22 protein-coding genes are annotated in these 26,069 nt (G+C 66.2%); 14 read left to right on the top strand and 8 right to left on the bottom strand.

The annotated features are described in order from the left end of the window. Positions 1-92 precede the first annotated feature (92 nt). The 6 genes from ileS to arfB all read left to right on the top strand — a co-directional run bounded on the left by ileS (position 93) and on the right by arfB (position 8,102). Positions 93-3,110, top strand: coding sequence for an isoleucine--tRNA ligase (gene ileS / locus ACZBJS_RS15015; RefSeq protein ID WP_316395520.1), 3,018 nt, complete (start codon positions 93-95; stop codon positions 3,108-3,110). Positions 3,111-3,257: 147 nt separating this feature from the next. Next, a complete protein-coding gene (gene lspA / locus ACZBJS_RS15010; protein WP_463438860.1) occupies positions 3,258-3,755 on the top strand; it encodes a signal peptidase II in 498 nt (165 codons plus the stop codon). 101 nt (positions 3,756-3,856) lie between these two features. Then, entirely contained in the window at positions 3,857-4,588 is a 732-nt protein-coding gene (locus ACZBJS_RS15005; protein ID WP_076825555.1) for a hypothetical protein, read from the top strand. 151 nt (positions 4,589-4,739) lie between these two features. Next, the gene (locus ACZBJS_RS15000) at positions 4,740-6,131 is read left to right on the top strand and encodes a M16 family metallopeptidase (protein ID WP_194295318.1); all 1,392 of its coding nucleotides are present in this window, start codon (positions 4,740-4,742) and stop codon (positions 6,129-6,131) included. Further along, entirely contained in the window at positions 6,128-7,492 is a 1,365-nt protein-coding gene (locus ACZBJS_RS14995; protein WP_410469709.1) for a M16 family metallopeptidase, read from the top strand. The genes ACZBJS_RS15000 and ACZBJS_RS14995 overlap by 4 nt, the downstream gene beginning before the upstream one ends. A 190-nt stretch (positions 7,493-7,682) precedes the next feature. Further along, the gene (gene arfB / locus ACZBJS_RS14990) at positions 7,683-8,102 is read left to right on the top strand and encodes an alternative ribosome rescue aminoacyl-tRNA hydrolase ArfB (RefSeq protein ID WP_057016633.1); all 420 of its coding nucleotides are present in this window, start codon (positions 7,683-7,685) and stop codon (positions 8,100-8,102) included. 264 nt (positions 8,103-8,366) lie between these two features. Here arfB and ACZBJS_RS14985 read toward each other — a convergent pair whose 3' ends face one another. Further along, a complete protein-coding gene (locus ACZBJS_RS14985; RefSeq protein WP_057016634.1) occupies positions 8,367-8,666 on the bottom strand; it encodes a hypothetical protein in 300 nt (99 codons plus the stop codon). Positions 8,667-9,056: 390 nt separating this feature from the next. On the opposite strand from ACZBJS_RS14985, the gene ACZBJS_RS14980 reads away from it, so the two are divergent. From ACZBJS_RS14980 to ACZBJS_RS14965, 4 genes are read left to right on the top strand one after another with little or no spacing between them, the layout of a single operon-like run. Next, positions 9,057-9,377 carry a c-type cytochrome gene (locus ACZBJS_RS14980; protein ID WP_316395578.1) on the top strand — a complete coding sequence of 107 codons (321 nt, stop codon included), beginning with the start codon at positions 9,057-9,059 and terminating at the stop codon, positions 9,375-9,377. After that, on the top strand, positions 9,378-9,773 hold the full coding sequence (locus tag ACZBJS_RS14975) for a VOC family protein (RefSeq protein ID WP_253624900.1): 396 nt from the start codon (positions 9,378-9,380) through the stop codon (positions 9,771-9,773). 53 nt (positions 9,774-9,826) lie between these two features. Next, entirely contained in the window at positions 9,827-10,375 is a 549-nt protein-coding gene (locus ACZBJS_RS14970) for a gluconate 2-dehydrogenase subunit 3 family protein (protein WP_316395519.1), read from the top strand. A gap of 17 nt (positions 10,376-10,392) precedes the next feature. Next, a complete protein-coding gene (locus tag ACZBJS_RS14965; protein WP_316395518.1) occupies positions 10,393-11,961 on the top strand; it encodes a GMC family oxidoreductase in 1,569 nt (522 codons plus the stop codon). 317 nt (positions 11,962-12,278) lie between these two features. On the opposite strand, the gene ACZBJS_RS14960 is transcribed toward ACZBJS_RS14965, so the two are convergent. Next, the gene (locus ACZBJS_RS14960; protein WP_057016638.1) at positions 12,279-12,599 is read right to left on the bottom strand and encodes a ribbon-helix-helix domain-containing protein; all 321 of its coding nucleotides are present in this window, start codon (positions 12,597-12,599) and stop codon (positions 12,279-12,281) included. A 233-nt stretch (positions 12,600-12,832) separates the two neighbouring features. Between ACZBJS_RS14960 and mutL the strand changes: the two genes are divergently transcribed. Then, positions 12,833-14,650 (top strand): DNA mismatch repair endonuclease MutL, encoded by a 1,818-nt coding sequence (mutL, locus tag ACZBJS_RS14955; RefSeq protein ID WP_316395516.1) that lies wholly within the window; start codon positions 12,833-12,835, stop codon positions 14,648-14,650. A gap of 135 nt (positions 14,651-14,785) precedes the next feature. Here the strand turns inward: mutL and rsmD are convergent, their stop codons facing one another. After that, positions 14,786-15,340 carry a 16S rRNA (guanine(966)-N(2))-methyltransferase RsmD gene (gene rsmD, locus ACZBJS_RS14950; protein ID WP_316395515.1) on the bottom strand — a complete coding sequence of 185 codons (555 nt, stop codon included), beginning with the start codon at positions 15,338-15,340 and terminating at the stop codon, positions 14,786-14,788. 6 nt (positions 15,341-15,346) lie between these two features. Further along, complete coding sequence (locus ACZBJS_RS14945) at positions 15,347-17,389, bottom strand: pseudouridine synthase (RefSeq protein WP_316395514.1); 2,043 nt, start codon at positions 17,387-17,389, stop codon at positions 15,347-15,349. Between the two features lie 140 nt (positions 17,390-17,529). Between ACZBJS_RS14945 and ACZBJS_RS14940 the strand changes: the two genes are divergently transcribed. Beyond that, a complete protein-coding gene (locus ACZBJS_RS14940; RefSeq protein ID WP_225163883.1) occupies positions 17,530-17,976 on the top strand; it encodes a nucleoside deaminase in 447 nt (148 codons plus the stop codon). Positions 17,977-18,298: 322 nt separating this feature from the next. Here the strand turns inward: ACZBJS_RS14940 and ACZBJS_RS14935 are convergent, their stop codons facing one another. After that, positions 18,299-19,204, bottom strand: a complete 906-nt coding sequence (locus ACZBJS_RS14935; RefSeq protein ID WP_316395513.1) for an alpha/beta fold hydrolase — start codon at positions 19,202-19,204, stop codon at positions 18,299-18,301. Between the two features lie 122 nt (positions 19,205-19,326). On the opposite strand from ACZBJS_RS14935, the gene ACZBJS_RS14930 reads away from it, so the two are divergent. Beyond that, on the top strand, positions 19,327-20,559 hold the full coding sequence (locus ACZBJS_RS14930; RefSeq protein ID WP_038388024.1) for an acyl-CoA dehydrogenase family protein: 1,233 nt from the start codon (positions 19,327-19,329) through the stop codon (positions 20,557-20,559). A 135-nt stretch (positions 20,560-20,694) separates the two neighbouring features. On the opposite strand, the gene ACZBJS_RS14925 is transcribed toward ACZBJS_RS14930, so the two are convergent. Both ACZBJS_RS14925 and purD read right to left on the bottom strand, forming a co-directional pair. Next, positions 20,695-22,020: an adenylate/guanylate cyclase domain-containing protein gene (locus ACZBJS_RS14925; protein ID WP_316395512.1), complete on the bottom strand. Its 1,326-nt coding sequence runs from the start codon at positions 22,018-22,020 to the stop codon at positions 20,695-20,697. Between the two features lie 46 nt (positions 22,021-22,066). Next, positions 22,067-23,344 carry a phosphoribosylamine--glycine ligase gene (gene purD, locus ACZBJS_RS14920; RefSeq protein ID WP_463438852.1) on the bottom strand — a complete coding sequence of 426 codons (1,278 nt, stop codon included), beginning with the start codon at positions 23,342-23,344 and terminating at the stop codon, positions 22,067-22,069. Between the two features lie 165 nt (positions 23,345-23,509). Here purD and xseA point away from each other — a divergent pair, with 165 nt between their 5' ends. After that, positions 23,510-25,132: an exodeoxyribonuclease VII large subunit gene (gene xseA, locus ACZBJS_RS14915; protein WP_316395511.1), complete on the top strand. Its 1,623-nt coding sequence runs from the start codon at positions 23,510-23,512 to the stop codon at positions 25,130-25,132. Positions 25,133-25,148: 16 nt separating this feature from the next. On the opposite strand, the gene ACZBJS_RS14910 is transcribed toward xseA, so the two are convergent. Continuing rightward, complete coding sequence (locus tag ACZBJS_RS14910; protein ID WP_410469708.1) at positions 25,149-25,946, bottom strand: dienelactone hydrolase family protein; 798 nt, start codon at positions 25,944-25,946, stop codon at positions 25,149-25,151. Between the last annotated feature and the right edge of the window lie 123 nt (positions 25,947-26,069).

Below are 26,069 nucleotides of genomic sequence, written 5' to 3'. Positions count from 1 at the left end.
GAGCCTGAAGGCTCGGCGCAAGACCGGGACTTCGCCGTTTCACCCGCGATTGATCGCGTATCCGCGCCCGCACCTGCCAAATCAGAGCTTTCATGTCCGACAAGCCGCAAAAGACCGACGCCCAAAAGACTGACGTTAGGGACTATTCCAAGACCCTTTACCTGCCGCAGACGGATTTCCCGATGCGCGCCGGCCTGCCCCAGCGCGAGCCGGAAATCCTGAAATACTGGAACGACATCGGCCTCTACGACAAGCTCCGCCGGGAAGCCGAGGGCCGCGCCAAATTCGTGCTGCATGACGGCCCGCCCTACGCCAACGGCAACATCCATATCGGGCACGCGCTGAACAAGATCCTCAAGGACGTCGTGACCAAGAGCCAGCAGATGCTCGGCTTCGACTCCAACTACGTGCCGGGCTGGGACTGCCACGGCCTGCCGATCGAATGGAAGATCGAGGAGGAGAACTACCGCTCCAAGGGCAAGCAGAAGCCCGACTTCCGCGACTCGGCGGCGATGGTCGCGTTCCGCAAGGAATGCCGTGCCTATGCGACGCACTGGATCAACGTGCAGCGCGAGGAGTTCAAGCGGCTCGGCATCATCGGCGACTGGGACCATCCCTACCAGACGATGAGCTATCCGGCCGAGGCCCAGATCGCCCGCGAGCTGATGAAGTTCGCCGCCAACGGCACGCTCTATCGCGGCTCCAAGCCGGTGATGTGGAGCGTGGTCGAGAAGACCGCGCTGGCCGAAGCCGAGGTCGAATACGAGGACTACACCTCCGACATGGTGTGGGTGAAATTCCCGGTCACCTCGCCGGCGCATGGCGCGCTGGCCAATGCCTCGGTCGTGATCTGGACCACCACGCCGTGGACGCTGCCCGGCAACCGCGCCGTCTCGTTTTCGCCGAAGATCGCCTATGGCCTCTACAAGGTGACGGATGCGCCGGCGGACAATTGGGCCAAGACCGGCGATCTCCTGATCCTGGCCGACGCGCTTGCCGCCGAGGTGTTCAAGCAGGCCCGCGTCACGTCCTATGAGAAGGTCCGCGATATTCCCGGCGACACGCTGGACGCCGTGGAATGCGCCCATCCGCTGCGCGGCTTCGGTGGCGGCTACGAATTCATCGTGCCGCTGCTGGCCGGCGAGCATGTCACCGACGACACCGGCACCGGCTTCGTGCACACCGCGCCGAGCCACGGCCGCGAGGACTTCGACGTCTGGACGGCCAACACCCGCGAGCTCGATGCGCGCGGCATCCCGACGGCGATCCCGTATACGGTCGACGAGAACGGCGCCTACACCGCGCAGGCGCCGGGCTTCACCGGCAAACGCGTGCTCAACGACAAGGGCGAGAAGGGCGATGCCAACGAGGCCGTGATCAAGGCGCTGATCGAGGCCGGCAAGCTGCTCGCGCGCGGCCGCCTCAAGCACCAGTATCCGCACTCCTGGCGCTCCAAGAAGCCGGTGATCTTCCGCAACACGCCGCAATGGTTCATCGCGATGGACAAGCCCATCGCCGAGAACGGCCATGCCAGGAAGGGCGACACGCTGCGCGCCCGCGCGCTGCACGCGATCTCGGTCACGCAATGGGTGCCGCCGGCAGGCGAGAACCGCATCAACGGCATGATCGCCAACCGTCCCGACTGGGTGATCTCGCGGCAGCGCGCCTGGGGCGTGCCGATCGCCGTGTTCGTGACGGAGAACAGCGACGGCTCGGCCGAGATCCTGCAGGACGAGGTCGTCAACCAGCGCATCACCGAGGCGTTCATGGAGGAAGGCGCCGACGCCTGGTACATGGACGGCGCCCGCGAGCGCTTCCTTGGCAGCCGCGCGTCCGAGAACTGGAAGAAGGTCGACGACATCTGCGACGTCTGGTTCGATTCCGGCTCCACGCACGCCTTCGTGCTGGAAGACCGCCAGAACTTCCCGCAGCTCGGCAACATCGTCCGCAAGGTCGATGGCGGCAACGACACCGTGATGTATCTCGAAGGCAGCGACCAGCATCGCGGCTGGTTCCACTCGTCGCTGCTGGAAAGCGCCGGCACGCGCGGCCGCGCGCCTTATGACATCGTGCTGACCCACGGCTTCACGCTCGACGAGAACGGCCGCAAGATGTCGAAGTCGCTCGGCAACACCGTCGAGCCGCAGAAGGTGATCAAGGATTCCGGCGCGGACATCCTGCGCCTGTGGGTCTGCGCCACCGACTATGCCGACGACCAGCGCATCGGCCCGGAGATCCTCAAGAACACCATCGAGACCTACCGCAAGCTGCGCAACTCGATCCGCTGGATGCTCGGCACGCTGCATCATTTCAAGCCGAGCGAGAAGGTCGCCTTTGCCGAGATGCCCGAACTCGAGCGGCTGATGCTGCACGAGCTCGCCGGCCACACCGAGACCATCCGCAAGGCCTATGCCCACTTCGACTACAAGACCGTGGTCGCAAGCCTCGCGGCCTTCATGAACTCCGAGCTGTCGGCGTTCTACTTCGACATCCGAAAGGACACGCTGTATTGCGATCCGCCGTCCTCGGTGGCGCGCAAGGCGGCGCTGACCACGATCGATCTGCTCTGCGACGCGATCCTGAAATGGCTGGCGCCGATCCTCAGCTTCACCACCGACGAAGCCTGGCGGATGTATCGGCCGAACGCCGAGCCTTCGGTGCATCTGACGCTGTTTCCCGAAGGTCTCGAGCAGTTCCAAGACGACGCGCTTGCCGCGAAGTGGGAGATGGTCCGCAACGTCCGCCGCGTCGTCACCGGCGCGCTCGAACTCGAACGCGCCGCCAAGCGGATCGGCTCCTCGCTCGAGGCATCGCCGGTGATCTACGTCGCTGACAGGGAGATGCTGGCCACGCTGTTCGATATCGATCTCGCCGAAGTCTGCATCACCTCGAACTACGAGGTGCGCGAGGGCGAGGCGCCGGCGAACGCCTTCCGCCTCGACGCCGTGCCTGGCGTTGCCGTCGTGGTCGAGAAGGCGGTCGGCACCAAATGCGCCCGTTCGTGGAAGATCCTTCCGACGGTGGGCGAGGACGGCGAATATCCCGACGTCTCGCCGCGCGACGCGCAAGCGCTGCGCGAATGGAAGGCGCTGGAGGTCAGCATCTCCTAACTGTCCGTCGTCCCGGCGAAGGCCGGGACCCATAACCACTGCTGTCTCGAATGGACGAAGGTTGATGACCCCGAGTCATTCAAACGATACCCGACACGGCGTATGGGTCCCGGCCTTCGCCGGGACGACACCTTTGGTGGGCTGGCAATGAGCCCACCCGTGCGCGCCGGTGTGCTTGCGGCGGTCATCACCCTGATCGCCGACCAGGCCTCCAAGCTCTGGCTGCTCCACGTCCTCGACATCGTGCATCACGCCCCGGTGCGGGTAACGCCGTTCTTCGACCTGGTGCTCGCCTGGAATCCCGGGATCAGCTTCGGCTGGTTCCAGAGCGAGACCCCGACGGCCCAGATCCTGCTGATGGTGATCAAGGCCGCGGCCGTGATCGCGCTGGCGATCTGGATGGCGCGGTCGCGGACCTGGCTCGCGACGGTGTCGCTCGGCCTGATCATCGGCGGTGCCATCGGGAACGGCATCGACCGCTTCGCCTATGGCGCGGTGGTCGATTTTGCCCTGCTTCATGCCGAGATCGGGGGAAAAACCTTCAATTGGTACATCTTCAACCTTGCCGACGTGGCCATCGTTGCTGGCGTGGCAGCCCTATTGTATGATTCCGTGGTGGGGACCCCCGCCGTAAAAGCGCCCTGATCCCGGCCGATACGAGCCGGTCAGCGGCCCACACCTGTATCAAGCGGAACTGTGCCTAAGCCAGTGATCGCTTTGGCGAATTTTGAGATGGGAATGGCGCAATGCGCAACACCAAAGCCCGCGGTTACCTGATCGAGACGTCCCGGCTGTCGCTGATGCGCGGCCTGCGCCTGGCGTTCGTCGCAGCCGGGATCGGCCTTGTCATGACGGCCGGCCCGGTGCGCGCCGGCGACGATGAAGATGACGGCGACGACGGCCTGACCTTCGAAGAGCGGATCGTCGACAATCTGATGACCGGGCTCGGCGCCAAGAGCGCGGCCAGCAAGGGCATCGACTACCGCGAGCGCTCGCCGCTGGTGGTGCCGCCGAAGCTGGATTTGCCCCCGCCGGCATCGACCGCCCAGGTCAACGCGCCGAACTGGCCGAAGGACCCTGATATTGCGGCGCGCAAGGCTGCGATCGCGGCGCGCAAGAAGGAAGTCAAGAAGGAGCCCTGGCAGTCGGCGGTAGCGTTGACGCCGGCCGAGATCGAGGCGGGCCGCAAGCAGCAGACCGCCACCGATGGGCGCAAGGAGCCGCTGGAGCCCGGCGTGAGCACCAATCCATCGCTGATGCCGAGCCAGCTCGGTTACAACGGCGGCCTGCTCGGCATGTTCAAGGGGAACAGCAGCGAGTCCAAACCGTTCAAGGGTGAGCCGACGCGCGAATCCCTGACCGAGCCGCCGCCGGGCTACCAGACGCCGTCCGGGGGCTATGCCTACGGCACCGGCCCGCAGGCGCCGAAGGCGAAAGAAGGCCAGTACGACGTCATGACCGGAAAACCGGTGCAGTGATCGCCTGGCCTGCGCGGGCGAAGGCTGACATGAGCAAAGCTTAATGCGGGGCGGCGGGTGTCTCTCCGCTTCGTGACCATCGGCACGGGAACGACCGCGTACGATGGCTTGCTTTCGCGCCCCGGCCGGTGTCCGGGCTTTCATAAGGACCATGATGCGCTCTCGCCGATCGATCGCCCTGTTCGCTGCCGCATTCGTTTCCACCATCCCGCTGCCGGGTGCCAGCCTCCGCGCCCAGACCACCGTCACCTCGGAACGCCCCGCCAGTTTCACGCTCGACAACGGCCTGCAGGTCGTGGTGATCCCCGACCACCGCACGCCCGTGGTCACGCAGATGATCTGGTACAAGGTCGGCTCGGCCGACGAGACGCCCGGCAAATCGGGCCTCGCGCATTTCCTCGAGCATCTGATGTTCAAGGGCACCGCCAAGCATCCGGCGGGCGAGTTCTCGCAGACCGTGCTGCGCGTCGGCGGCAATGAGAACGCCTTCACCTCGGTCGACTACACCGGCTACTTCCAGCGCGTGCCGCGCGAGCAGCTGCCCACCATGATGGAGTTCGAGGCCGACCGCATGACCGGCCTGATCCTCAAGGACGAGAACGTGCTGCCGGAGCGCGATGTCGTGCTGGAGGAGTTCAACATGCGGGTTGCCAACAACCCGGATGCAAGGCTGACCGAGCAGATCATGGCCGCGCTTTATCTCAACCATCCCTATGGCCGGCCGGTGATCGGCTGGCATCAGGAGATCGAGAAGCTCGACCGCGAGGATGCGCTCGCCTTCTACCGGCGCTTCTACGCGCCGAACAACGCCATCCTGGTCATCGCCGGCGACGTCGACGTCAAGGATATCCGCCCGCTGGTCGAGAAGAACTTCGGCCCGATCCCGGCGCAGCATGCGATCCCCGAGAAGCGGGTCAGGCCGCAGGAGCCGACACCGGCCGCGCCGCGCACCGTGACGCTGTCGGATCCGCGCGTCGAGCAGCCGAGCCTGCGCCGCTATTACCTGGTGCCGTCGGCGACGACGGCGGCAGCGGGCGAGAGCCAGGCGCTCGATGTGCTCGCGCAGTTGATGGGCGGCGGCGCCAATTCCTATCTCTATCGCTCGCTGGTGATCGACAAGGGCCTCGCGATCTCCGCCGGCGCCGGCTACCAGGGCACCTCGCTCGATCCGTCGCAATTCTCGATCTCGGTGACGCCGAAACCCGGCGTCGAGTTCGCGCAGATCGAGGACGCGATCGACAAGGTGATCGCCGACCTCGCGCAGAACCCGGCGCGCGCCGAGGATCTCGAACGGGTCAAGACCCAGCTCATCGCGGAGGCGATCTACGCCCAGGATAACCAGGCGACACTGGCACGCTGGTATGGCGGCGCGCTGACCACCGGGCTCAGCATCGAGGATATCCGCAGCTGGCCGGATCGCATTCGCGCCGTCACTGCCGAGCAGGTGCGCACTGCTGCCGCCAGCTGGCTCGACAAGAAGCGGTCGGTGACCGGCTATCTGATCAAGGACACTGCGCCGAAACGCGAGGAGAAGCGCTCGTGATCTATTCCCTCACCCGTCGTGCGGCGCTGATCGGCGGCGCCTGCGCCGCGCTGTTGACGCTGACGTCGGCGCCCTCGCAGGCCGCGGCCAAGATCCAGCGGCTGGTGTCGCCGGGCGGCATCGAGGCGTGGTTCGTGCAGGACGCGACCGTGCCGTTGATCGCAATGGAATATTCCTTCAGCGGCGGCGCCAGCCAGGATCCGCCCGGCAAGCCCGGCGTCGGCAATCTGGTCGCCGACCTGCTCGACGAGGGTTCCGGCGATCTCGATTCCAAGACCTATCACGAGCGGCTCGAGCGCCGCGCCATCGAGCTCAGTTTCCAGTCGAACCGCGATCAGTTCCGCGGCTCGCTGCGCATGCTCAAGGACAACAAGGACGAAGCCTACGACCTGTTGCGGATGGCGCTGACCTCGCCGCACTTCGAGCCGAAGGACGTCGAACGGATCCGCGCCCAGGTGATCGCCAATCTGCGCCGCGAATCGACCAATCCGTCCTCGCTCGCCGGCCGCAAGTTCCTCGAGCTCGCATTCGGCGATCATCCCTATGCCAGGACGGCCACCGGCACGCTCGACAGCGTGCCGACCATCCAGATCCCGGATCTCAAGGACTATACCCGCCGCATCATCGCCAAGGATACGCTGCGCGTTGCCGTGGTCGGCGACGTCGATCCCGATACGCTCGGCAAGCTACTGGACAAGACCTTTGGTGGCCTGCCGGCGAAAGCCGAATTGACGCCCGTCCCCGACGTCGTGGCGACCAGGCCGCCGCAGCGCGCCTTCGTCCCGCTCGACGTGCCGCAGACCGTCGTCACCTTCGGCGGCCCCGGCATTGCCAGGCATGACCCGGACTTCATGGCGACCTATGTGGTGAACCACATTCTCGGCGGCGGCGGATTGTCGTCGCGGCTCTACAAGGAAGTGCGCGAGAAGCGCGGGCTGGCCTACTCGATCTATGAAGCGCTGGTCTGGATGGATCACTCCGCGCTGTTCATCGGCAATACCGGCACCCGCGCCGACCGCGCCGGCGAGACCGTCGATGCGATCGAAGCGGAAGTGCGCCGCATCGCCGAGGAAGGTCCGACGCAGAAGGAGCTCGACGAGGCGAAGTCCTACCTGAAGGGCTCGCAGATGCTGGCGCTCGACACCTCCTCCAAGCTCGCGCAGGCGATGCTGCAATACCAGCTCGACAAGCTGCCGATCGATTACATCGAGAAGCGCAACGCCATCGTCGACGCGGTGACGCTCGACGATGCCAAGCGGGTCGCCAAAAAGCTCTGGGGCAACGGCCTACTCACCGCAATCGTCGGCCGCGCCCCGCAAGCCGCGGCGCAGCCGGTGTCGGCGCCGCCGAAGGCGAACTGACGTTTCGGCGGGCCACCTTCCCTCTCCAACCCCGAGAGCGAGCTTCGCTCGCCTCGGACCCCCGCAAGGGGGGAGAAGGGGGAGCCGCGCACTCGGACGCCGACGTAACAACCACTGCATCAACACCACCCAAGCAGATCCAAACCCGCTATCCTGCGGCCTGCCGATTCTTCCCTCCACGGGTGATGTCATGCTGCGGGTGTCCCGCGACCTTACGATCGATGAGAACGACATTGAGATCGTCTTTGTCCGCGCCTCCGGCCCGGGCGGACAGAATGTCAACAAGGTCTCGACCGCAGCGCAGCTTCGCTTCGACACCAACAAGATTGCATTGCCGGCAGACGCCGCGCAGCGGCTGGCGCGGCTCGCCGGCAGCCGCATGACCAAGGAAGGCGTGATCGTAATCCACGCCTTCCGCTTTCGCACCCAGGAACGCAATCGCGCTGATGCGATCGAGCGGCTGCTCGAGATGTTGAGGGAGGCGATGATGCGGCCGACACCGCGGCGGCCGACCAAGCCGACGCTCGGCTCCAAGCAGCGCCGGCTCGAGGGCAAGAAGCGCCGCAGCGACATCAAGGCGGGGCGCGGCGCCCGCCGTTTCGACGATTAGATCATAATGCGTTTCCACGGAATCGCATCATGATCTCATCTCCTTGTTTGAGCATGATCTTTTCGGAAAACCGGTTTCCACTTTTCCGGATCATGCTCCAGGGAACGCCGGACGCAGCGCGCGCGGCACTGCATCCGGGATCCGGTCAGCGTAACCAGAAGCGTTTTCGCGCGAAGCGGATGTCGGTTCGCGCGAAGGAACGCGTCAGAACAAGAAGCCTGAGCCTTGGTTCCGATTGATCAGAACCGCGAAGGCCCTCGTGCTTCAGTACTTCTTGGTTGCGGGCGCCATCTCGGAACCACCCGACTTCGGTGCCGTGCGTCCGCTGCCGACCGTTCCCTTGCTGCCCGACTTGGCGGCGGCGCCGCTCTTCTGCGTCGTCGCGCCAGGTTGCGCCGTCATTTCCTCATCGCCGCTGCCGGACATGCCGCCGCCCTGCTGCATGGTACCTCTGCCCTGCGCACCGCCGCGGGTATCCGGTGCAGTCGTTCCCTGTGCCAGGACGGGGCCGGCCATCGCGGCCGAGATGGCAAGGGCGAGCACGCTGGTTTTTGCAAACGTCATCCATTTCTCCTGGGACTTTAATTGACGATGGAGGAGCGGCGCAGGTGGTGCGCCGTTTGCAGCGCCGACCCTGAACCCCATCGCGCAAGACTGCATTTTCCGCAAACGGCGCACGCGAGATGCAAGCTGCGTCGTGTGGTGATCGTGCAGGGATTTCGCGGTCATTTTGCGAAATTGTCGTCCGCATATGCGGCAACCACCGGTTCCGCGCCAGATCACCGCCCAGCTTTGTTCTGCTGTGAAACAGCCCGCTACTACCAACGGCGGATTTCAGCCTCCTACAGTCACCGCACAGAGGCGGTGATGTAGATGACAAAGCTGCGCGCAAGGTGGTCGTTGGGGCTGGGATTTTGCAGCGCAATGCTTGCAGTGCAAATGACGGCTGCGCAGATGCCCCTGCCCGCCGCCAGGCCGCCCGATGGGGCGACGCTGTTCAAGCAGCAATGCGCGACCTGCCACACCACCAACATGTCGGATGCCGTCCGGCAAGGACCGTCGCTCTATAAGGTCGTCGGCCGCCACGCCGGCAAGGCCGACCGCTTCAAATATTCCGCGGGCTTCAGCAAGGCCGACTTCGTCTGGGACGACGCCAGGCTCGACGCCTGGCTGACCAATCCGCAGGAGGTGATCCCCGGCGCCGTGATGGCCTACCGGCAGGCCAAGCCGGAAACCCGCGCCATGATCATCGCCTATCTGAAGGAGCTGAACTGAATGGCGAAACCCGTGCATTCGATGATCCGCGTGTTCGACGAAGGAAAAGCGCTCGACTTCTACCAGCGCGCGTTTGGCCTGGAGATCGCGGACAACCTGAGATTTCCCGATTTCGCGCTGATCTATCTGCGCCATCCCTCCTCGCCGTTCGAGGTCGAGCTCACGGTCAACTTCGATCGCAAGGAGCCCTACACGCTCGGCGACGGCTACGGCCATCTCGCCGTCATCGTCGATGACGTCGATGCCGAGCACGCGCGCTTCGAGAAGGAGAAACTGTCGCCCGGGCCGCTGCGCGACTTCAAGCACGAGGGCAAGACGCTGGCGCGCTTCTTCTTCGTCTCCGATCCCGACGGCTACAAGATCGAGGTGATCCAGCGCGGCGGGCGCTTCGGCTAGAGCATGCTCAGACAACAAGGCAATTGCACAAATAAAAATTGACGGAGGAACCCATGAGAGAAATCGATCGACGCAGCAAATATGACCGGCGTGTCTTTCTCAAAGGCGCGGCCGTGACCGCACCCGCAGTCGCGATTGCGACCTCGACGGGGCTCGGCATCACCGATGCGTGGGCCGAAGGCGCCACGACGCTGACGCCGGCCACGATGAAGACGTTGCTGAAGATGGCGCGCGACATCTATCCGCACGATTTCCTCGGCGACAGCTACTACATAGCAGCGGTCAAGCCGTATGACGAGAAGTCCGCGAAGGATCCGGCGGTCAAGTCGCTGATCAATGACGGCGTCACGAGGCTCGATCAGGCGGCCAACGACCGCCACAAGATGCCTTATGTCGAGGTCGCCTGGGAAAACGATCGCGTCGCGCTGCTGCAACAGATCGAACCGAGCGCCTTCTTCCAGAAGATCCGCGGCGACCTCATCGTCTCCATCTACAACAACAAGGAGGTGTGGCCGCGGTTCGGCTACGAGGGCTCCTCGGCCGAGCATGGCGGCTACATCAAGCGCGGCTTCGCCGATATCGACTGGCTGCCGAAGGTCTAACGGGTCGGGAGGAAACAATGGCAAAATTCGATCTGAATGACAGCGGCGTTGTGGTGATCGTCGGCTCCGGTGCCGGCGGCGGAACGCTCGGCAATGAACTGGCGCAGAAGGGCGTCAAGGTCGTGATCCTCGAGGCCGGCCCGCGCATCGAGAACCAGGACTTCATCAACGATGAATGGGACAGTTTTACCCAGCTCGCCTGGTCCGACGCGCGCTCGACCTCGGGCAGCTGGCGCGTCCACCAGGACTTTCCGGGCCTGCCGGCCTGGATCGTGAAGGCGGTCGGCGGCTCGACCACGCACTGGGCGGGCGCCTCGCTGCGCTTCGACGAGCACGAGTTCAAGATCAAGTCGGCCTATGGCACCATTCCCGGCGCCAACCTGATCGACTGGCCGATCACGCTCGCCGAGATGGAGCCGTGGTACGCCAAGGCCGAGGACAAGATGGGCGTCACCCGCACCAACGGCATCCCAGGGCTGCCCGGCAACAATAACTTCAAGGTGATGGAAGCCGGCGCCAGGAAGCTCGGCTACAAGGAGGTGCACACCGGGCGGATGGCGATCAACAGCGAGCCGCGCGACGGCCGCGGTTCCTGCCAGCAGATCGGCTTCTGCTTCCAGGGCTGCAAGTCGGGCGCCAAATGGTCGACGCTCTACACCGAGATCCCGAAGGGCGAAGCCACCGGCAATCTCGAAGTGCGCCCCGGCAGCATGGTGATCAAGATCGAGCACGACCAGTCCGGCAAGGTCACCGGCGTGGTCTACGCCGATGCGACGGGCGCGATGCAGCGCCAGAAGGCCCGCGTCGTCGCGGTCGCCGGCAACTCGATCGAGAGCCCGCGGCTCTTGCTCAACAGCGCGTCCAGCATGTTCCCGGACGGGCTCGCCAATTCATCCGGCCAGGTCGGCCGCAACTACATGCGGCACATGACCGGCAGCGTGTATGCGGGCTTCGAGAAATCGGTGCACATGTATCGCGGCACCACGATGGCCGGCATCATCCGCGACGAGGCCAAGAACGATCCGAAGCGCGGCTTCGTCGGCGGCTACGAGATGGAGACGCTGTCGCTCGGCCTGCCCTTCATGGCTGCGTTCCTCAATCCCGGCGCCTGGGGACGCAGCTTCACCAGCGCGATCGAGGGCTATCCGCGGATGGCCGGCATGTGGCTGGTCGGCGAGGACATGCCGCAGGAGACCAACCGCATCACGCTGGATCCGAAGATCAAGGACAAGTTCGGCATGCCGGTCGCCAGCGTGCATTTCGACGATCATCCGAACGACGTCGCGATGCGCGACCATGCCTACAAGCAGGGCTCCGCGGTCTATGAGGCGGTCGGTGCCACCGTCACCTATCCGACGCCGCCCTATCCCTCGACCCACAACATGGGCACCAACCGGATGAGCGAGAAGCCGCGCGACGGCGTGGTCAACAACTTCGGCCAGACCCACGACATCAAGAACCTGTTCGTTTCCGACGGCAGCCAGTTCACGTCAGGCGCAGCGTGCAACCCGACGCTGACGATCGTGTCGCTGGCGATCCGCCAGGCCGACCACATCGCCGGCGCGATGCAGCGCAAGGAGATCTAGACTAGACGACCATTCGAACCGAGTCGCGGATTCCGCCTCACCTCGCCCCGCGTGCGGACGCGTGCGGGGAGAGGTCGGAGCGCATCGTTAGATGCGTTCCGGGTGAGGGGGAGTCCCCGCAAACGCAGCTGTCACCGGATACGCGGAGACGGCCCCTCACCCCAACCCTCTCCCCGTAAGAACCGGGCGAGGGAGCGCAGCGCCGTCGTGGTCGCCACTGCGCTTTAGCAAGAAAATACAATTCCCCTTTCACTGAAGCGGCCTTGCCCAACTGGACAGGGCCGCTTTCTTCTTTGCGTGATGGACCGGTGCGAAATCTATTCCGCGGCATCCATGATCGCCGTCGTCTCGCGATAATCCGGCACGACCGCCGGCGCATTCGCCTTGGCGCGGTAGATCAGGCAGGAGCAGCGCAGCAGCGACGCGAAATTGTTCACCTCGCCGTGATGATCGAGCACCTCGTTGTGCAGGGTGGTGAGGAACTTGGCCAGCGTCATGCCTTCCTTGGCCGCGATCTCCTCCAGCGTGTCCCAGAACGACATTTCCAGCCGGATCGAGGTGCAATGGCCGTCGATCCGCAACGATCGGGTCTGCGATTCATAGTCGCGTTGCGGCTGATGCGCGAAAAGATGGCACATGGCGTTCCTCCGGCGAGAACTTATAATTTTTCTAAACGATATACCTGTGCGCGCGGCCCCACAATCGGGACGTAGGGCGTAACGCGCCGGTCGCCGAAGCCAAGCGTCTTCAAGGCGATAGGCCGGACTGATCCCCAACCTGCTTGCGGCCGCCAGATCGGTCCCATGCATTTGCCGGCGCGGCGACTTATAGTAACGGCCAGCCTCGAATCGCTCCTCCGACCGTCCAATCCATGCCCGTCCGCCAGCTTCCCGAACAGCTCGTCAACCGCATCGCCGCCGGCGAAGTGGTCGAACGCCCCGCGAGCGTGGTCAAGGAACTGGTCGAGAACGCGATCGACGCCGGCGCCAGCCGGATCGACGTTTTCACCGATGGCGGCGGGCGGCGCCGGATCGGCATCACCGACGATGGCGGCGGCATGACCCGCGCCGACCTCGCGCTTGCGGTCGACCGTCACGCCACGTCCAAGCTCGACGACGAAGACCTGTTGTGCATCCGCACGCTCGGCTTCCGCGGCGAGGCGCTGCCCTCGATCGGGGCGGTCGCAAAGCTCGGCATCACGACGCGTCATGCCAGCGAGCCGCATGCCTGGTCGCTGTCGGTCGAAGGCGGCGAGAAGTCGGAGGTCATGCCGGCCGCGCTCGGCCAGGGCACCCGCGTCGAGGTCAACGAACTCTTCTACGCAACGCCGGCGCGGCTGAAATTCCTCAAGACCGACCGCACCGAGGCGGAGGCGATCCGCGAGGTGGTGCGCCGCCTCGGCATGGCACGCCCGGACATCGCCTTCACGCTGGCCGGCGAAGAGCGCGCGCCGGTCACCTGGGCCGCAGCGCTGCCCGGCGCGGCCGGCCGGCTGACCCGGCTCGGCGACATCCTGGGTGCGGATTTTCGTGCCAGTGCGATCGAGGTGCGCGCCGGGCGCGAGGGCGTCGTGGTCGAAGGCTTTGCCGCCGCGCCGTCGCTGACCCGTGCCAATGCGCTCGGGCAATATCTGTTCGTCAACGGCCGCCCGGTGCGCGACAAGCTGATCCTCGGCGCCGTGCGCGCGGCCTATTCCGACTACCTGCCGCGCGACCGCCATCCCGTCGTGGCGCTGTTCGTGACCTGCGACCCGCAAGAGGTCGACGCCAATGTGCATCCGGCCAAGACCGAGGTGCGCTTCCGCAACGCCGGCCTGGTCCGCGCGCTCATCGTGCACGCCCTGAAGGAAGGCCTCGCGCGCGAAGGCAGGCGCACCGCGGCCAATACCGCCGACGGCGCCGCGCTCTCGGCCTTCCGCCCCGCCTTCACGCCGCCGCGCCCGAGCAATTGGGACTGGCGCGGCTCGCCGTCCTATCCGGCTGGTCCGCTGCGCGCGTTCGACGGTGCGGCGGCGCCCGCCTTCGCCGAGCCCGGACAGGCCGCCTTCGACGTCGGCGCGCCGACCGCCGATGTGCGCTTCGAAGCCGCGCCCGCGCCAGACCTGCTCGACCGGCCGCTCGGCGCCGCGCGCACCCAGATCCACGAGACCTACATCGTCTCGCAGACCCGCGACGGCCTCATCGTGGTCGACCAGCACGCGGCGCATGAGCGCATAGTCTATGAGAAGCTGAAGGCCTCGCTGGCGAAGAACGGCGTGCAGCGGCAGATCCTCTTGATCCCCGAGATCGTCGAGCTCGATGAGGCGACCGTCGAGAAGCTGCTCGACCGCGCCGAGGAGCTGGCGTCGTTCGGGCTCGCGATCGAATCCTTCGGCCCCGGCGCGGTCGCGGTGCGCGAAACGCCCTCGCTGCTCGGCAAGGCCAATGCGGCCGGTCTCTTGCGCGACCTTGCCGAGCACATGGCCGAGTGGGACGAGGCGCTGCCGCTGGAGCGCCGGCTGATGCACGTCGCCGCCACGATGGCCTGCCACGGCTCGGTCCGCGCCGGCCGCCGCCTCAAGCCGGAAGAGATGAACGCACTGCTCCGCGAGATGGAAGACACGCCGAACTCCGGCCAGTGCAACCACGGCCGCCCGACCTATGTCGAATTGAAGCTGAGCGATATCGAGAAGCTGTTCGGGCGAAGATAAGACCGCATACTCCGGTGTCATCGCCCGGCTTGACCGGGCGATCCAGTACGCCGCGGCGATCGTGATCAATCGAGAAGCCGCGGCGCACTGGATCACCCGCATGCGCGGGTGATGACAGCACAACAAGCGGCAACATTACGCCTTGCGAAGAAACACGAACTCCGTGTCGTCATACGCGCGCCGCTCGAGCTCCTCGAAGCCCTCGGGTGCCGCGAACGCCGCGGCCTTTGCCTCTTCCACCACGAGCAGCGCGCCCGGCGTCAGCCAGCCGCCGTCGCGCAGCGAGGCGAGCGCCTTGTCGGCGAGCCCCTTGTCATAGGGCGGATCGAGAAACACCAGCGAGAACGGCTCGACCGGATGTGCGGGTCCAAGATCGGTGGCATCGCGGCGATAGACCTTGGTCGTGCCGCCGAGGCCGAGCGACTCGACATTGTTGCGCAGCAGCGCGCGCGCCTCGGCGCCATTGTCGACGAACAGCGTGAACCTGGCGCCGCGCGAGGCGGCCTCGATGCCGAGCGCGCCGGTGCCGGCAAACAGATCGAGCACGCGCGCGTCCTCAATCGGATTGTCGTAGGCGTGGATCAGAATGTTGAACACGGACTCGCGCAGGCGGTCCGCGGTCGGACGAATCTCGCGGCCCGCAGGCGAAGCGAGATTGCGGCCCTTCAGCCTGCCCCCGACGACGCGCATTGACCGTTACTCGTCCCGCGGCTTGAGATCGCGCTTGCCGTGATAGCCGCGCTTGGGACGACGCGGCGGGCCGTAGCCGTTGGCCTCGTCTTCATTGCGGGCACGCGCTTCCTCGCTGCCGGTGCGCTGCACCAGCACGCGGCGGCCCTTGCGATCGTTGATGGTTTCGCGCTTGCTGGGCTTCGGCTTCCTGGCCGGCGCAGCGTCGCCGTCGGCTGCGTCACGCTGCTCCGGCCGCGTGAAGTCGGCGCCCGCGATCTTGGCGATCTTCTCGCCGAGCTGCTCGCGCAGCACCCGCGTCTTGACCTCCTCGACCTTGCCCTCCTCGAGTTCGCCGAGCTGGAACGGGCCGTAGGAGATCCGGATCAGACGGTTCACCTCGAGCCCGAGATGCGCCATCACGTTGCGCACCTCGCGGTTCTTGCCTTCGCGGATCGCGAACACCACCCACACATTGGCGCTCTGGTCGCGCTCCAGCGTCGCGTCGATCGGTCCGTATTTGACGCCGTCGACCTCGACGCCACCCTTGAGCTGGTCGAGCTGGCCCTGCGTCACCTCGCCATGCGCACGCACGCGGTAGCGGCGCAGCCATCCGGTGTCGGGATGCTCCAGCGTCCGCGCCAGGCCGCCGTCATTGGTCAGCAGCAACAGGCCCTCGGTGTTGAAATCGAGCCGGCCGATCGAGATCAACCGCGGCAGCCCCTCGGGCAGATTGTCGAACACGGTCGGCCGCCCCTCGGGATCGGCATGCGTCGTCATCAGCCCGCGCGGCTTGTGATACATGAACAGCCGCGTCCGCTCGCGCGGCGGCAACGGCTTGCCGTCGACCGCCACGACATCGTTGTCGGTGATATCGAGCGCCGGCGAGTTGATCACGCGTCCGTTGACGGTAACGCGCCCTTGCGTGACGATCTCCTCGGCATCGCGGCGCGAGGCAAGACCGGCGCGCGCCAATACCTTGGCGATGCGTTCACCTGTCTTCTTCGGCTTCGGCTCGGGACGCTCGCGCCGGTCGTCATAGGCGCGCTCGCGATAGGCACCGCGGCCGCCGAAGGCCGGGCGCTTCGCAAAGATCCTGCTGTCGTCCTCATTGTCGCGGCGCGGCCGGTCGGAGAAGTGGCCCTCGCTGCGCGGGTGCTCCTGCCAGTCGGTGCGGCCTTCGGGCCGCTCACGCCGGCGATTGTCGCGGCCACCATCTTCATCATGACGATCCCAGCGCGGCCGGCCGAACTTCGGACGATCACCCTGCTCGCGGTCGTCGCGTGACTTCGAGAACCGCGGACGTTCGCCGCCACCGCGATCGTCGCGCGACCGCGAAAAGCGCGGGCGCTCGTCGCCGCCGCGGTCATCGCGCGGTTTGCGATCCCGCTTTTGCCAGGGCTTCTCGTCGCCGCGGTCGCGGCCTTCGAAGTCGCGGTCGCGCTTGAAGCGCGGCCGATCGCCGAAATCGCGGCGCGGTGCGTCGCCGTCCTCGCGGCGGCGGAACGGGCGGCCCTCGCCCTTGTCGCGGAATGAACCCTTGTCGCGGTCGCCGCGCGAAAACTTCCTGTCGTCGAATTTGCGCTCGGCGCGCTCGCCGCGCGGCGCAAAGCTCCGCTTCTCGCCGTCGCGGTCGCCACGCGGCGCGTAGGGGCGCTTCTCGCGATCGCCATAGGACCGCTTTTCGCCGAACTTGCGGTCGGACGACCGGCCCTCCGAGCGCGCGCCACCGCGCTGCGGACGATCGCCCGCATCAAAGTCGCGGCGCTCGCCGCGCGGCTTGAACGGGCGCTTTCCGCCCCCCTCGCCGCCTCGGTCGTCGCGCTTGAAGCGCGGCCGGTCGCCGTAATCGCGGCGCGGCGCATCGCCGTCCTCACGGCGGCGGAACGAGCGGCCCTCGCCCTTGTCGCCGAACGAGCGCTTGTCGCGATCACCACCTTTGCCGCCGAAGCTGCGCTTGCCGAACGGCTTGTCCGATCCGCGGGAACCACTGGGCCGCCCCTTCCCGGGCGCCCCCCGGTCCCGCCGGCCGCGCGGGGAATCGTTGTTTTTGTCGCTGTCGCGGGGCATGAATGTTCTCGCCTGGAGGTTCAATTGGGGCGCAGGGCAACCGGCGATACGCGCGCCATCTGGGCGCGACTGGCGCAAAACCGGCATCCACTTCTGCTGAAGGCGACGCTACTAGCAGGTTTCTTCCGATGATACGAGGCATGTCTGCCCCTTCTTTCATGGATTTGGCGCTAAAAACCGCCGAAAGTGCCGGAAAAGCTGGCGAGGTTCCGATCGGATGCGTGATCGTGCGGGGCTACGAGGTGATCGCCACCGCCGGCAACCGCACCCTGACCGACCACGATCCGACGGCCCATGCGGAAATCCTTGCGATCCGGCAGGCCGCCGAGGCCATCGGCACCGAGCGGCTGGTCGATTGCGACCTCTACGTGACGCTGGAGCCCTGCACGATGTGCGCCGGCGCAATCTCCTTTGCCCGCATCCGCCGGCTCTATTACGGCGCCGCCGACCCCAAGGGCGGTGCGGTCGAGTCAGGCGTCCGGTTCTTCGCGCAGCCGACCTGCCACCATGTGCCGGAGGTCTATGGCGCGGTCGGCGAGACCGAGTCCGCGCGCCTGCTGCGCGAGTTCTTCAGGGAGCGACGGTAAGTGCACGAAAGACAGACCCGTCATCCCGAGGTGCGAGCGCAGCGAGCCAAGAGGCGAGCACCCCGGGAGGACGGGACTGAAGGCGGGACAACATGTCCGTCGTCGTCCCTGCTTTCGTGTTTGGTCCCTGCTGATTGGTTGGATGGAATCGGTGTAGAACGAGGCGTGGCTTTTATCATGGAGCGCTTCGCGTCATGGAACTGAGCCTGCATGCGAACGCCACGACGACACCGAATGTTTGGTGCCGCTCCTCCGCCATACATTCAGATTCTCTGAGGTGCGCGCATCGCGCGCGTCTCAGGATGACGGTGCCGCGGTTGCATTACCCCGCCAGGAAAAACTCCCGCAGCAGCTTCGCCGTCGCCTCCGGATTCTCCTCGGGCAGGAAGTGCCCCGACGCCACCGGCGCACCGCTGACATTGGTGGCCCAGGTCTTCCAGGTGTCGAGCGGTGTCGTTGCCGCGCTGGCAACGCCGGCATCGCCCCACAGCGCCAGCATCGGGATCGTGATCTTCTTGCCGGCATCGACATCGGCCTTGTCGATCTCGTAATCAGCATAGGCGCCGGCGCGATAGTCCTCGCACATCGCATGGATGCGCGCGGGATCGCGGAATGGCGCGAGGTAGTGCTCGAGCGCGCGCGGATCGATCGCCTCCAGCGTCTTGCTCCTGGTCTGGCTCGCCATCTTCTCCTTGAGGAAGAATTCGCCATTGTTGGAGATCAGCGTCTCCGGCAGCGGATAGGACTGCGCCAGGAACGCCCAGTGGTAGATCTTCAGCGCCGAGAGGCGATTGAGCTTCTGCCAGTAATCATAGGTCGGCGCGATATCGAGCACCGCAAGCTTCGACAGCCGGCCGGGATGATCGAGCGCGAGCCGGTACGACACCCGGCCGCCGCGGTCGTGGCCGGCGAGCGCGAAATGCACGTGCCCGAGTTGCTCCATCACCTCGACCATGGTCTTCGCCCAGGCCCGCTTGGTGTAGGGCGTATGGTCCTTGTCGCTGTCGGGCATGTCGGACCAGCCGTAGCCCGGCAGGTCGGCGATGATCAGCGTGAACCTGTCGTCGAGTTTCGGCGCCACCGTGTGCCACATCACATGCGTCGAGGAGAAGCCGTGCAGCAGCAGCAATGGCGGGCCCTTGCCGCCGACGCGGGCGAAGATGCGGCCCTGCGAGGTGTTGATCCATTCGGACGCATAGCCGGGAAAAAGATCAGCGAGATCAGGCATCGGTAGCTCCTTCCCTGGGGCGGCCGCGCTGCTTCAAACTTTGTTCGGCGTTGCCGCTGACTTTGACGAGGTTTATGCCATCCTCAAGTCCTGCCAACAACAACATGAAACGAGGAAGTGCCATGTCGATCGACTTCGAAATTCCCGCCGAAGCCAAGGCGATCCGCGAGAAGGTTCGCAAATTCGTCCACGACGAATGCATTCCGGCGGAAAAGGAACTCGACACCAAGCCGCTTGCCGAGGTGCTGGGACCGCTGCGGAAGAAGGCCCGCGCGCAGGGCCTGTGGTGCCCGTTCGTGCCGAAGGAATATGGCGGTATGGGCCTCGGCCCGCTCGCCAACGCCCTGGTGCAGATGGAGCTCGGCGAAAGCATGCTCGGCGCGCTCTCGATGAACACGCAGGGACCGGACGACGCCTCGATGATGACGATCCTGGCGCACGGCACCGAGTACCAGAAGGAAAAATTCCTCAAGCCCCTGTTGAACGGCGAAAAGCGCATCTGCTTCTCGATGACGGAAAAGGCCGCCGGCGCCGATGCCACCGGCATGCAGACCACGGCGGTGAAGGACGGCAACGAGAACTACATCCTCAACGGCGAGAAATGGTTCTCCTCGTCGGCGAGCGTCGCCGACCTCGCGCTGGTCATGGCGAAGACCGATCCCAACGCGCCGCGCCACAAGCAATATTCGACCTTCATCGTCGAGCTGCCCAACCCCGGCTACCGCATCAAGCGCAACGTCGCCAACATGGCAATCGAGGGTCCGCATGACGACGTGATCCACGGCGGCCACTCCGAGATCGAGATCAAGGATCTGAAGGTGCCCGCCGACAATCTGCTCGGCGGCGAAGGCAACGGCTTCAACATGGGCCAGCACCGCCTCGCCTACGGCCGGCTGCGCCACGGCATGCACAACGTCGCCAAGGCGCAGCGCGCGCTCGACATGGCGGCCGCCCATGTCACCAAACGCTCGACCTTCGGCCAGTTGCTGGCCGACCGCCAGGCGGTGCAGTTCATGCTCGCCGACTGCGCGAGCGAGCTCTATATCGGCCGGCTGATGCTGCTGCACATCGCCTACAAGGCCGAGAAGGGCCTCGACATCCGCCAGGAGAACTCGATCGCCAAGATCTTCCACGCCCACATGGTGCACAAGGTGATCGACACCGCGATCCAGCTGCACGGCGCGCTCGGCTTCAGCCAGGATACCCCGCTGGCGAAATGGTACACCCAGGTGCGCTCGCAGCGGCTGGTCGACGGCCCCGACGAGGTGCACAAGTGGAAGATCGGCAAGAACGTCATCAAGGCGTTCCGCGAGCACGGCACCACGGCGTCAGCGGCGGGCGGGGATCTGCTTTAGCCCACTTCGTCATTCCGGGGCGGCGCAACGCGCCGAACCCGGAATCTCGAGATGAGGTGAGAAGGTGTCCACAACATCGAGATTCCGGATCGACGCGCGATGCGCGTCGTCCGGAATGACGGCGTGGGGCCGAACCTAGCCGCTCGCCGCAAACAGCTCCCATGTCCCGGGCAGTCCCTTCAACTCGAACGCGCCGCGCTCGGCGAATTTCAACCCGGCGCCCGCGACCAGATCGGTCACCACACGTGACACCAGCACCTCGTTCGAGCCGCACTGCGACATCACGCGCGCCGCGGCGTGGACCGCTATGCCGCCGATATCCGCCCCCCTCACCTCGATCTCGCCGGTGTGCAGGCCCGCTCGCACCGGCAGGCCGATCTGCCGCGCGGCCGAGCCGAACGCCAGCGCACAGCGTACGGCGCGGCCCGGACCGTCGAAGGTCGCCAGAATGCCGTCGCCGGTGCTCTTCACCAGATGGCCGCGATGGCGGCCGACCACCTGCTGCGCGAGTTGATCGTGATCGTCGAGCAGACGTCGCCAACGATGATCACCCATCGCGGCGGCGCTGCGGGTCGAATCGACGATATCGGTGAACAGCACGGTCGCAAGCACACGGTCGAGCTCGGCATCACCACCATCGCGATGGCCGGTGACGAATTCCTCAATATCGCCGAGCATCGCCTCGGTCTCGCCGACCCAATAGTAGTGATCGCAGCCGGGATATTCGACGTATTTCGCGGCGGGGATCGAGCGCGCGACGGCACGGCCGAGTGCCACGGGAACGCGGGCATCGCCGGTCCGATGCAGGACAAGCGTCGGAGTCTGGAGCATCGGCAGGATCGTCGTGACGTCGATCGCGCGATTGAGGATGAGCAGCGTCCGCAACGCTCCCGGACTGCTCGACAGCCGCTCGAATTTCGCGATCTGCGCGATCACTTCTGCATTCGTTGCCTGGCTCGGCGCGACAGTTTTGACCGTGTCGCCAGAACCCCAGCTCTGCACGATCTCGTCGCAGCGCAGCTGCCACACATCGTCCGCCAGGCGATCCTTCGAGCGGGCAAAGCTGCCGAGCAGAACGAGATGCGAAACGCGGTCCGGATAGGTCGCTGCAAACAGCACACTCATCGGGCATCCCTCGGAGAAGCCGAACAACACCGCCTTCGCGGAGCCGATAGCATCCATGATGGCCCGGACGTCGTCCATGCGCTGCTCGAGGGAGGGCGCGCCGGTCATCCGATCCGACAATCCCTGTCCGCGTTTGTCGAAGGTCACGACCCGGGCGAAGCGCGACAGGCGGCGCAGCACGGCGGTGTAGCCGGGCATCTCGTGCATGAACTCGATGTGCGAGAACAGGCCGGGGACAAGGATGATGTCGACAGGACCATCGCCCATCACCTGATAGGCGATGCTCGCGTCGGCGCTTTGCGCGTAGTGCGTCTCGGGCGGTCTGAAATCGGTCATTCGAAGGCCCCGGGGCGCGCCATTGTCGCCGCTGAGGCCGGATCGATCAACCCTTCTCCGCCTCGACCGCCTGCCAGGCGATGTCGCGGCGGCAGAAGCCGTCCGGCCATTTGATGCGATCGATCGCCTGATAGGCGCGGTCGCGCGCCTCGGTGACCGTCTTGCCCATCGCGCAGACGTTCAGCACCCGGCCGCCATTGGCAATGATTGCGCCATCCTTCGCCACCGTGCCGGCGTGGAAGATCTCGACACCCTCGACCTTGGCGGCGGCGTCGAGGCCATCGATCCGCGTGCCCTTGATGTAGTCGCCGGGATAGCCCTTCGCCGCCATCACCACCGTCAGCGCCGGGTCCGGATACCAGCGCAGATCGAAGTTCTTCAATTGCCCGTCGATCGAGGCGAGCAGCGCCGGCACGATGTCCGACATCATCCGCGGCATCAGCACCTGGCATTCGGGATCGCCGAAGCGGACATTGTATTCGAACAGCTTGGGGCCCTGCGCGGTCAGCATCACGCCGGCGTAGAGCACGCCCTTGAACGGCGTGCCGCGGCTCTTCATCCCCGCCACCGTCGGCAGGATGATCCGCGCCATGATCTGGTCGTGCACTTCAGGCGTCACGAACGGCGTCGGCGAATAGGCGCCCATGCCGCCGGTGTTCGGCCCCTTGTCGTGATCGAACACCCGCTTGTGGTCCTGCGCCGAGGCCAGCGGGATTGCGGTCTCGCCGTCGCACAGCGCGAAGAAGCTGATCTCGCGGCCCGACAAGAACTCCTCGATCACGACCTCGGCGCCGGCCGAGCCGAACGCGCCCTCGAACATCATCGCAATCGCGGCCTCGGCCTCGGGCAGCGTCTGCGCCACCACGACGCCCTTGCCGGCCGCAAGCCCGTCGGCCTTGACCACGATCGGCGCGCCCTGGGCACGGACATAGGCCACCGCGTCCTTCGCATTGTCGAAGCGGCGATAGGCACCGGTCGGAATGTCGAACTCGCTGCACAGGTCCTTGGTGAAGCCCTTGGAGCCCTCGAGCTGGGCGGCCTGCCGGCTCGGTCCGAACGCCTTAATGCCTTCAGCGGCGAGGTCGTCGACGATCCCGGCGGCGAGCGGCGTCTCCGGCCCGACCACCACCAGATCGACCGCATTGCCCCGGCAGAACTCGATCACCGCGGCATGGTCGGTGACATCGAGCGCAACGCATTCGGCTTCGCGCGCGATCCCGGCATTGCCCGGCGCGCACCAGAGTTTCGTGACCAGCGGGGATGCGGCGATCTTCCACGCCAGCGCATGTTCGCGGCCACCGGAACCGAGCAGGAGGATGTTCATCTGTGTCGCCGATCAGAGGGGTTGTAACGCCATTTCGTCCGGTTTAGCACGCTCCCGAACCGCGGCAACACGCGGTTCGATCAGATGTGGATATGTGATTCGACGCCTGAAACGCGGCGTCCGGACCTTGCACACGGGGTCGAAAACCCCGATTCTATAGATCAGATGACCGCTGCTCCGAATCTCGTCAACGCGCCTGAATTCACCGTCTCGGAACTCTCTTCCGCCCTGAAGCGGACAGTGGAGGACCGCTTCGGCCATGTCCGTGTCCGCGGCGAGATTTCGGGCTTTCGCGGCCCGCATTCCTCCGGCCACTGCTATTTCGCGCTGAAGGACGAGAGCGCCAAGATCGAGGCCGTGATCTGGAAGTTCGCCCATGCCCGGATGCGCTTCAAGCCGCAGGAGGGCCTCGAGGTCATCGCCACCGGCAAGCTGACCACCTATCCGAACTCCTCGAAGTACCAGATCGTCATCGATTCGCTGGAGCCCGCCGGCGTCGGCGCGCTGATGGCGCTGATGGAGGAGCGCAAGAAGAAGCTCGCGGCCGAGGGCCTGTTCGACGAGGCCCGCAAGCAGCTTTTGCCCTGGCTGCCCGAGGTGATCGGCGTCGTCACCTCGCCGACCGGCGCCGTGATCCGCGACATCCTGCACCGGCTGGAGGACCGCTTCCCCCGCCGCGTGCTGGTCTGGCCGGTCAAGGTGCAGGGCGACGGCTCGGCGGAACAGGTGGCGGCCGCGATCCGCGGCTTCAACGCGCTGCCGGAGGGCGGCAGGATTCCACGGCCTGATCTGTTGATCGTCGCGCGCGGCGGCGGCTCGCTGGAGGACCTGTGGTCGTTCAACGAGGAGATCGTGGTCCGCGCCGCGGCCGAGAGCCATATCCCGCTGATCTCCGCGGTCGGCCATGAGACCGACATCACGCTGATCGACTTCGTCGCCGACAAGCGCGCGCCGACGCCGACCGCCGCCGCCGAAATGGCGGTGCCGGTGCGCAGCGAGCTGTTCATCGAGGTCGCGGCGCTCGCCCGCCGCACCATGGTGTGCTGGCAGCGTGCCCAGGAGGCGCGCCGCAACGAGCTGCGCGCCGCGGCGCGGGCGCTGCCGGCGGCGCACGAACTGCTGGCGATCCCGCGGCAACGGCTCGATCATCTCGCAGCAGGTTTGCCGCGCGGGCTGAAGGCCAATACGCACGCGCATTTCCGCCGCTTTGCCGCCAGCAGTTCGCGCCTCACCATCGGCGTGCTGCGCGGCCAGATCGCGCATGCGCGGCAGCGGCTCACCGCATCCGGCGAGCGCATCACGCTATCGGCGCGCGCGCTGCTGCATCGCCGCCGCGAGCGCTTCAGCGGACTCGAGATCCGGCTCAAGGCCTCGAAGCTCGCCAACGCCAAGGCCCAGCGCAACGCCATCGCCCGCGACCTCGAGCGCACCCACCGCCTGGCCGAGCGCGCCCGCCGCGCATTGGTGACGACGATGCAGCGGCTCGAGGCGCGCGTCGCCCATAGCGGCCAGCTGTTGTCGGCGCTGTCCTATCGCGGCGTGCTGGCGCGCGGCTTCGCGCTGGTGCGCGACGCGCACGGCCACGCCCTGCACTCCGCCGCGGCGGTCGGCCCGAACGCCGGCCTGTCGATCGAATTCGCCGATGGCCGCGTCGCCGCCACCGCGAACGCCGATCAGCCCCCGGCAACGGTGGCGCCCGAGAGCCAGCCGAAGCCTCAGCCGCGCGAGGCGAAACCGGCAGCGCCGAAGCGCGTCACCAAGCCGGTCGATCAGGGCAGCTTGTTCTAGCCCGGCAACAGCTGTCTTAGCGCGACAGCCACTCGGCGACTTGCTTTTGCGCATCCTTGCGCGCGCCGGTATCGGTGCCGACGTGACCGCGCTCGGCGATCTCGGCATCGGAGGCCGCGACCGCGTGCAGCGGCAGGTTGGGCCGGTCGAAGTCGTGATAGGCCTCGGGATAGACCACGATCCGCGCCAGCGCGCTGCGGCCGCGGGCGCCGTCGACCATCTGGTGGCAGGCCGATGACGATGTCACGTCGTCGCGCGCGCCGATCAGGACCAGCGTCGGCACCCGCGCGCTCCAGCCGAGGCCGAACGAGGCGCGGCAATCCGGATAGAATGCGACCGCCGAGCGAAAGTCCGGCTCGACGTTGCGTGACCACATCTGCGGCCGCACCGCCCACAGCAAAGCGGCGGCGCCGTTGCCCCAGCCGATCAGGCTGATGCGGCCCTTCGCCACCCATTTCTGCTGCACCAGCCACTGCCGCGCCGCGTTGATGTCGGCGACCCGCGCACGGCGGGTCTGGACCTGATGCTCTTTGATGCGGCACTGCGGACCGAGCGCGCGCGAGCCGTAGCTGTCCGGCAACAGCACCGCATGGCCGGTCGTCAGCAATTGCTCGGCCCAGTCGCGATAGCGCGGCAGCACCGGCTCGGAACGGCCGGCGAGACCGCCGCAGCCATGCAGCGCGATGACGACCGGGAACGGGCCGTCGCCATCGGGCCGGTAGAGCTGCGCGTGCAGCGTGACGTTGCCTTCGGGGATCTCGACCTGATGCGGGTCCGGGAGCGGCGCCGCGGCCGCGGCCGGCACGGCAAGCATGGCGAGGCACATGAAAACTGACGTGAGGCGCATCCGATCCGGTCGGCTCGTTATGGCGCTGCAAACACAGCGGACCACACCTACAAGGCTACCATGCGCCTCCGCCGCCAAATCATCACAAGT

This window comes from Bradyrhizobium sp. KZN70725, from assembly GCF_055264925.1.
The sequence above is the reverse complement of the archived record's forward strand: the minus strand, read 5'-3'. Positions and strand labels throughout refer to the sequence as shown.

Excerpts from the sequence above, each read along its gene's own strand:
- ACZBJS_RS14910 (WP_410469708.1), bottom strand. The coding sequence starts at position 25,946 with ATGCTTGCCGTGCCGGCCGCGGCCGCGGCGCCGCTCCCGGACCCGCAT.
- ileS (WP_316395520.1), top strand. The coding sequence starts at position 93 with ATGTCCGACAAGCCGCAAAAGACCGACGCCCAAAAGACTGACGTTAGG.
- ACZBJS_RS14980 (WP_316395578.1), top strand. The coding sequence starts at position 9,057 with ATGCCCCTGCCCGCCGCCAGGCCGCCCGATGGGGCGACGCTGTTCAAG.
- ACZBJS_RS14975 (WP_253624900.1), top strand. The coding sequence starts at position 9,378 with ATGGCGAAACCCGTGCATTCGATGATCCGCGTGTTCGACGAAGGAAAA.
- ACZBJS_RS14935 (WP_316395513.1), bottom strand. The coding sequence starts at position 19,204 with ATGCCTGATCTCGCTGATCTTTTTCCCGGCTATGCGTCCGAATGGATC.
- purD (WP_463438852.1), bottom strand. The coding sequence starts at position 23,344 with ATGAACATCCTCCTGCTCGGTTCCGGTGGCCGCGAACATGCGCTGGCG.
- xseA (WP_316395511.1), top strand. The coding sequence starts at position 23,510 with ATGACCGCTGCTCCGAATCTCGTCAACGCGCCTGAATTCACCGTCTCG.
- ACZBJS_RS14985 (WP_057016634.1), bottom strand. The coding sequence starts at position 8,666 with ATGACGTTTGCAAAAACCAGCGTGCTCGCCCTTGCCATCTCGGCCGCG.
- ACZBJS_RS14925 (WP_316395512.1), bottom strand. The coding sequence starts at position 22,020 with ATGACCGATTTCAGACCGCCCGAGACGCACTACGCGCAAAGCGCCGAC.
- ACZBJS_RS14960 (WP_057016638.1), bottom strand. The coding sequence starts at position 12,599 with ATGTGCCATCTTTTCGCGCATCAGCCGCAACGCGACTATGAATCGCAG.
- ACZBJS_RS14970 (WP_316395519.1), top strand. The coding sequence starts at position 9,827 with ATGAGAGAAATCGATCGACGCAGCAAATATGACCGGCGTGTCTTTCTC.
- ACZBJS_RS15005 (WP_076825555.1), top strand. The coding sequence starts at position 3,857 with ATGCGCAACACCAAAGCCCGCGGTTACCTGATCGAGACGTCCCGGCTG.
- ACZBJS_RS14965 (WP_316395518.1), top strand. The coding sequence starts at position 10,393 with ATGGCAAAATTCGATCTGAATGACAGCGGCGTTGTGGTGATCGTCGGC.
- ACZBJS_RS15000 (WP_194295318.1), top strand. The coding sequence starts at position 4,740 with ATGATGCGCTCTCGCCGATCGATCGCCCTGTTCGCTGCCGCATTCGTT.
- ACZBJS_RS14945 (WP_316395514.1), bottom strand. The coding sequence starts at position 17,389 with ATGCCCCGCGACAGCGACAAAAACAACGATTCCCCGCGCGGCCGGCGG.
- arfB (WP_057016633.1), top strand. The coding sequence starts at position 7,683 with ATGCTGCGGGTGTCCCGCGACCTTACGATCGATGAGAACGACATTGAG.
- lspA (WP_463438860.1), top strand. The coding sequence starts at position 3,258 with ATGAGCCCACCCGTGCGCGCCGGTGTGCTTGCGGCGGTCATCACCCTG.
- ACZBJS_RS14930 (WP_038388024.1), top strand. The coding sequence starts at position 19,327 with ATGTCGATCGACTTCGAAATTCCCGCCGAAGCCAAGGCGATCCGCGAG.
- rsmD (WP_316395515.1), bottom strand. The coding sequence starts at position 15,340 with ATGCGCGTCGTCGGGGGCAGGCTGAAGGGCCGCAATCTCGCTTCGCCT.
- ACZBJS_RS14940 (WP_225163883.1), top strand. The coding sequence starts at position 17,530 with ATGTCTGCCCCTTCTTTCATGGATTTGGCGCTAAAAACCGCCGAAAGT.
- mutL (WP_316395516.1), top strand. The coding sequence starts at position 12,833 with ATGCCCGTCCGCCAGCTTCCCGAACAGCTCGTCAACCGCATCGCCGCC.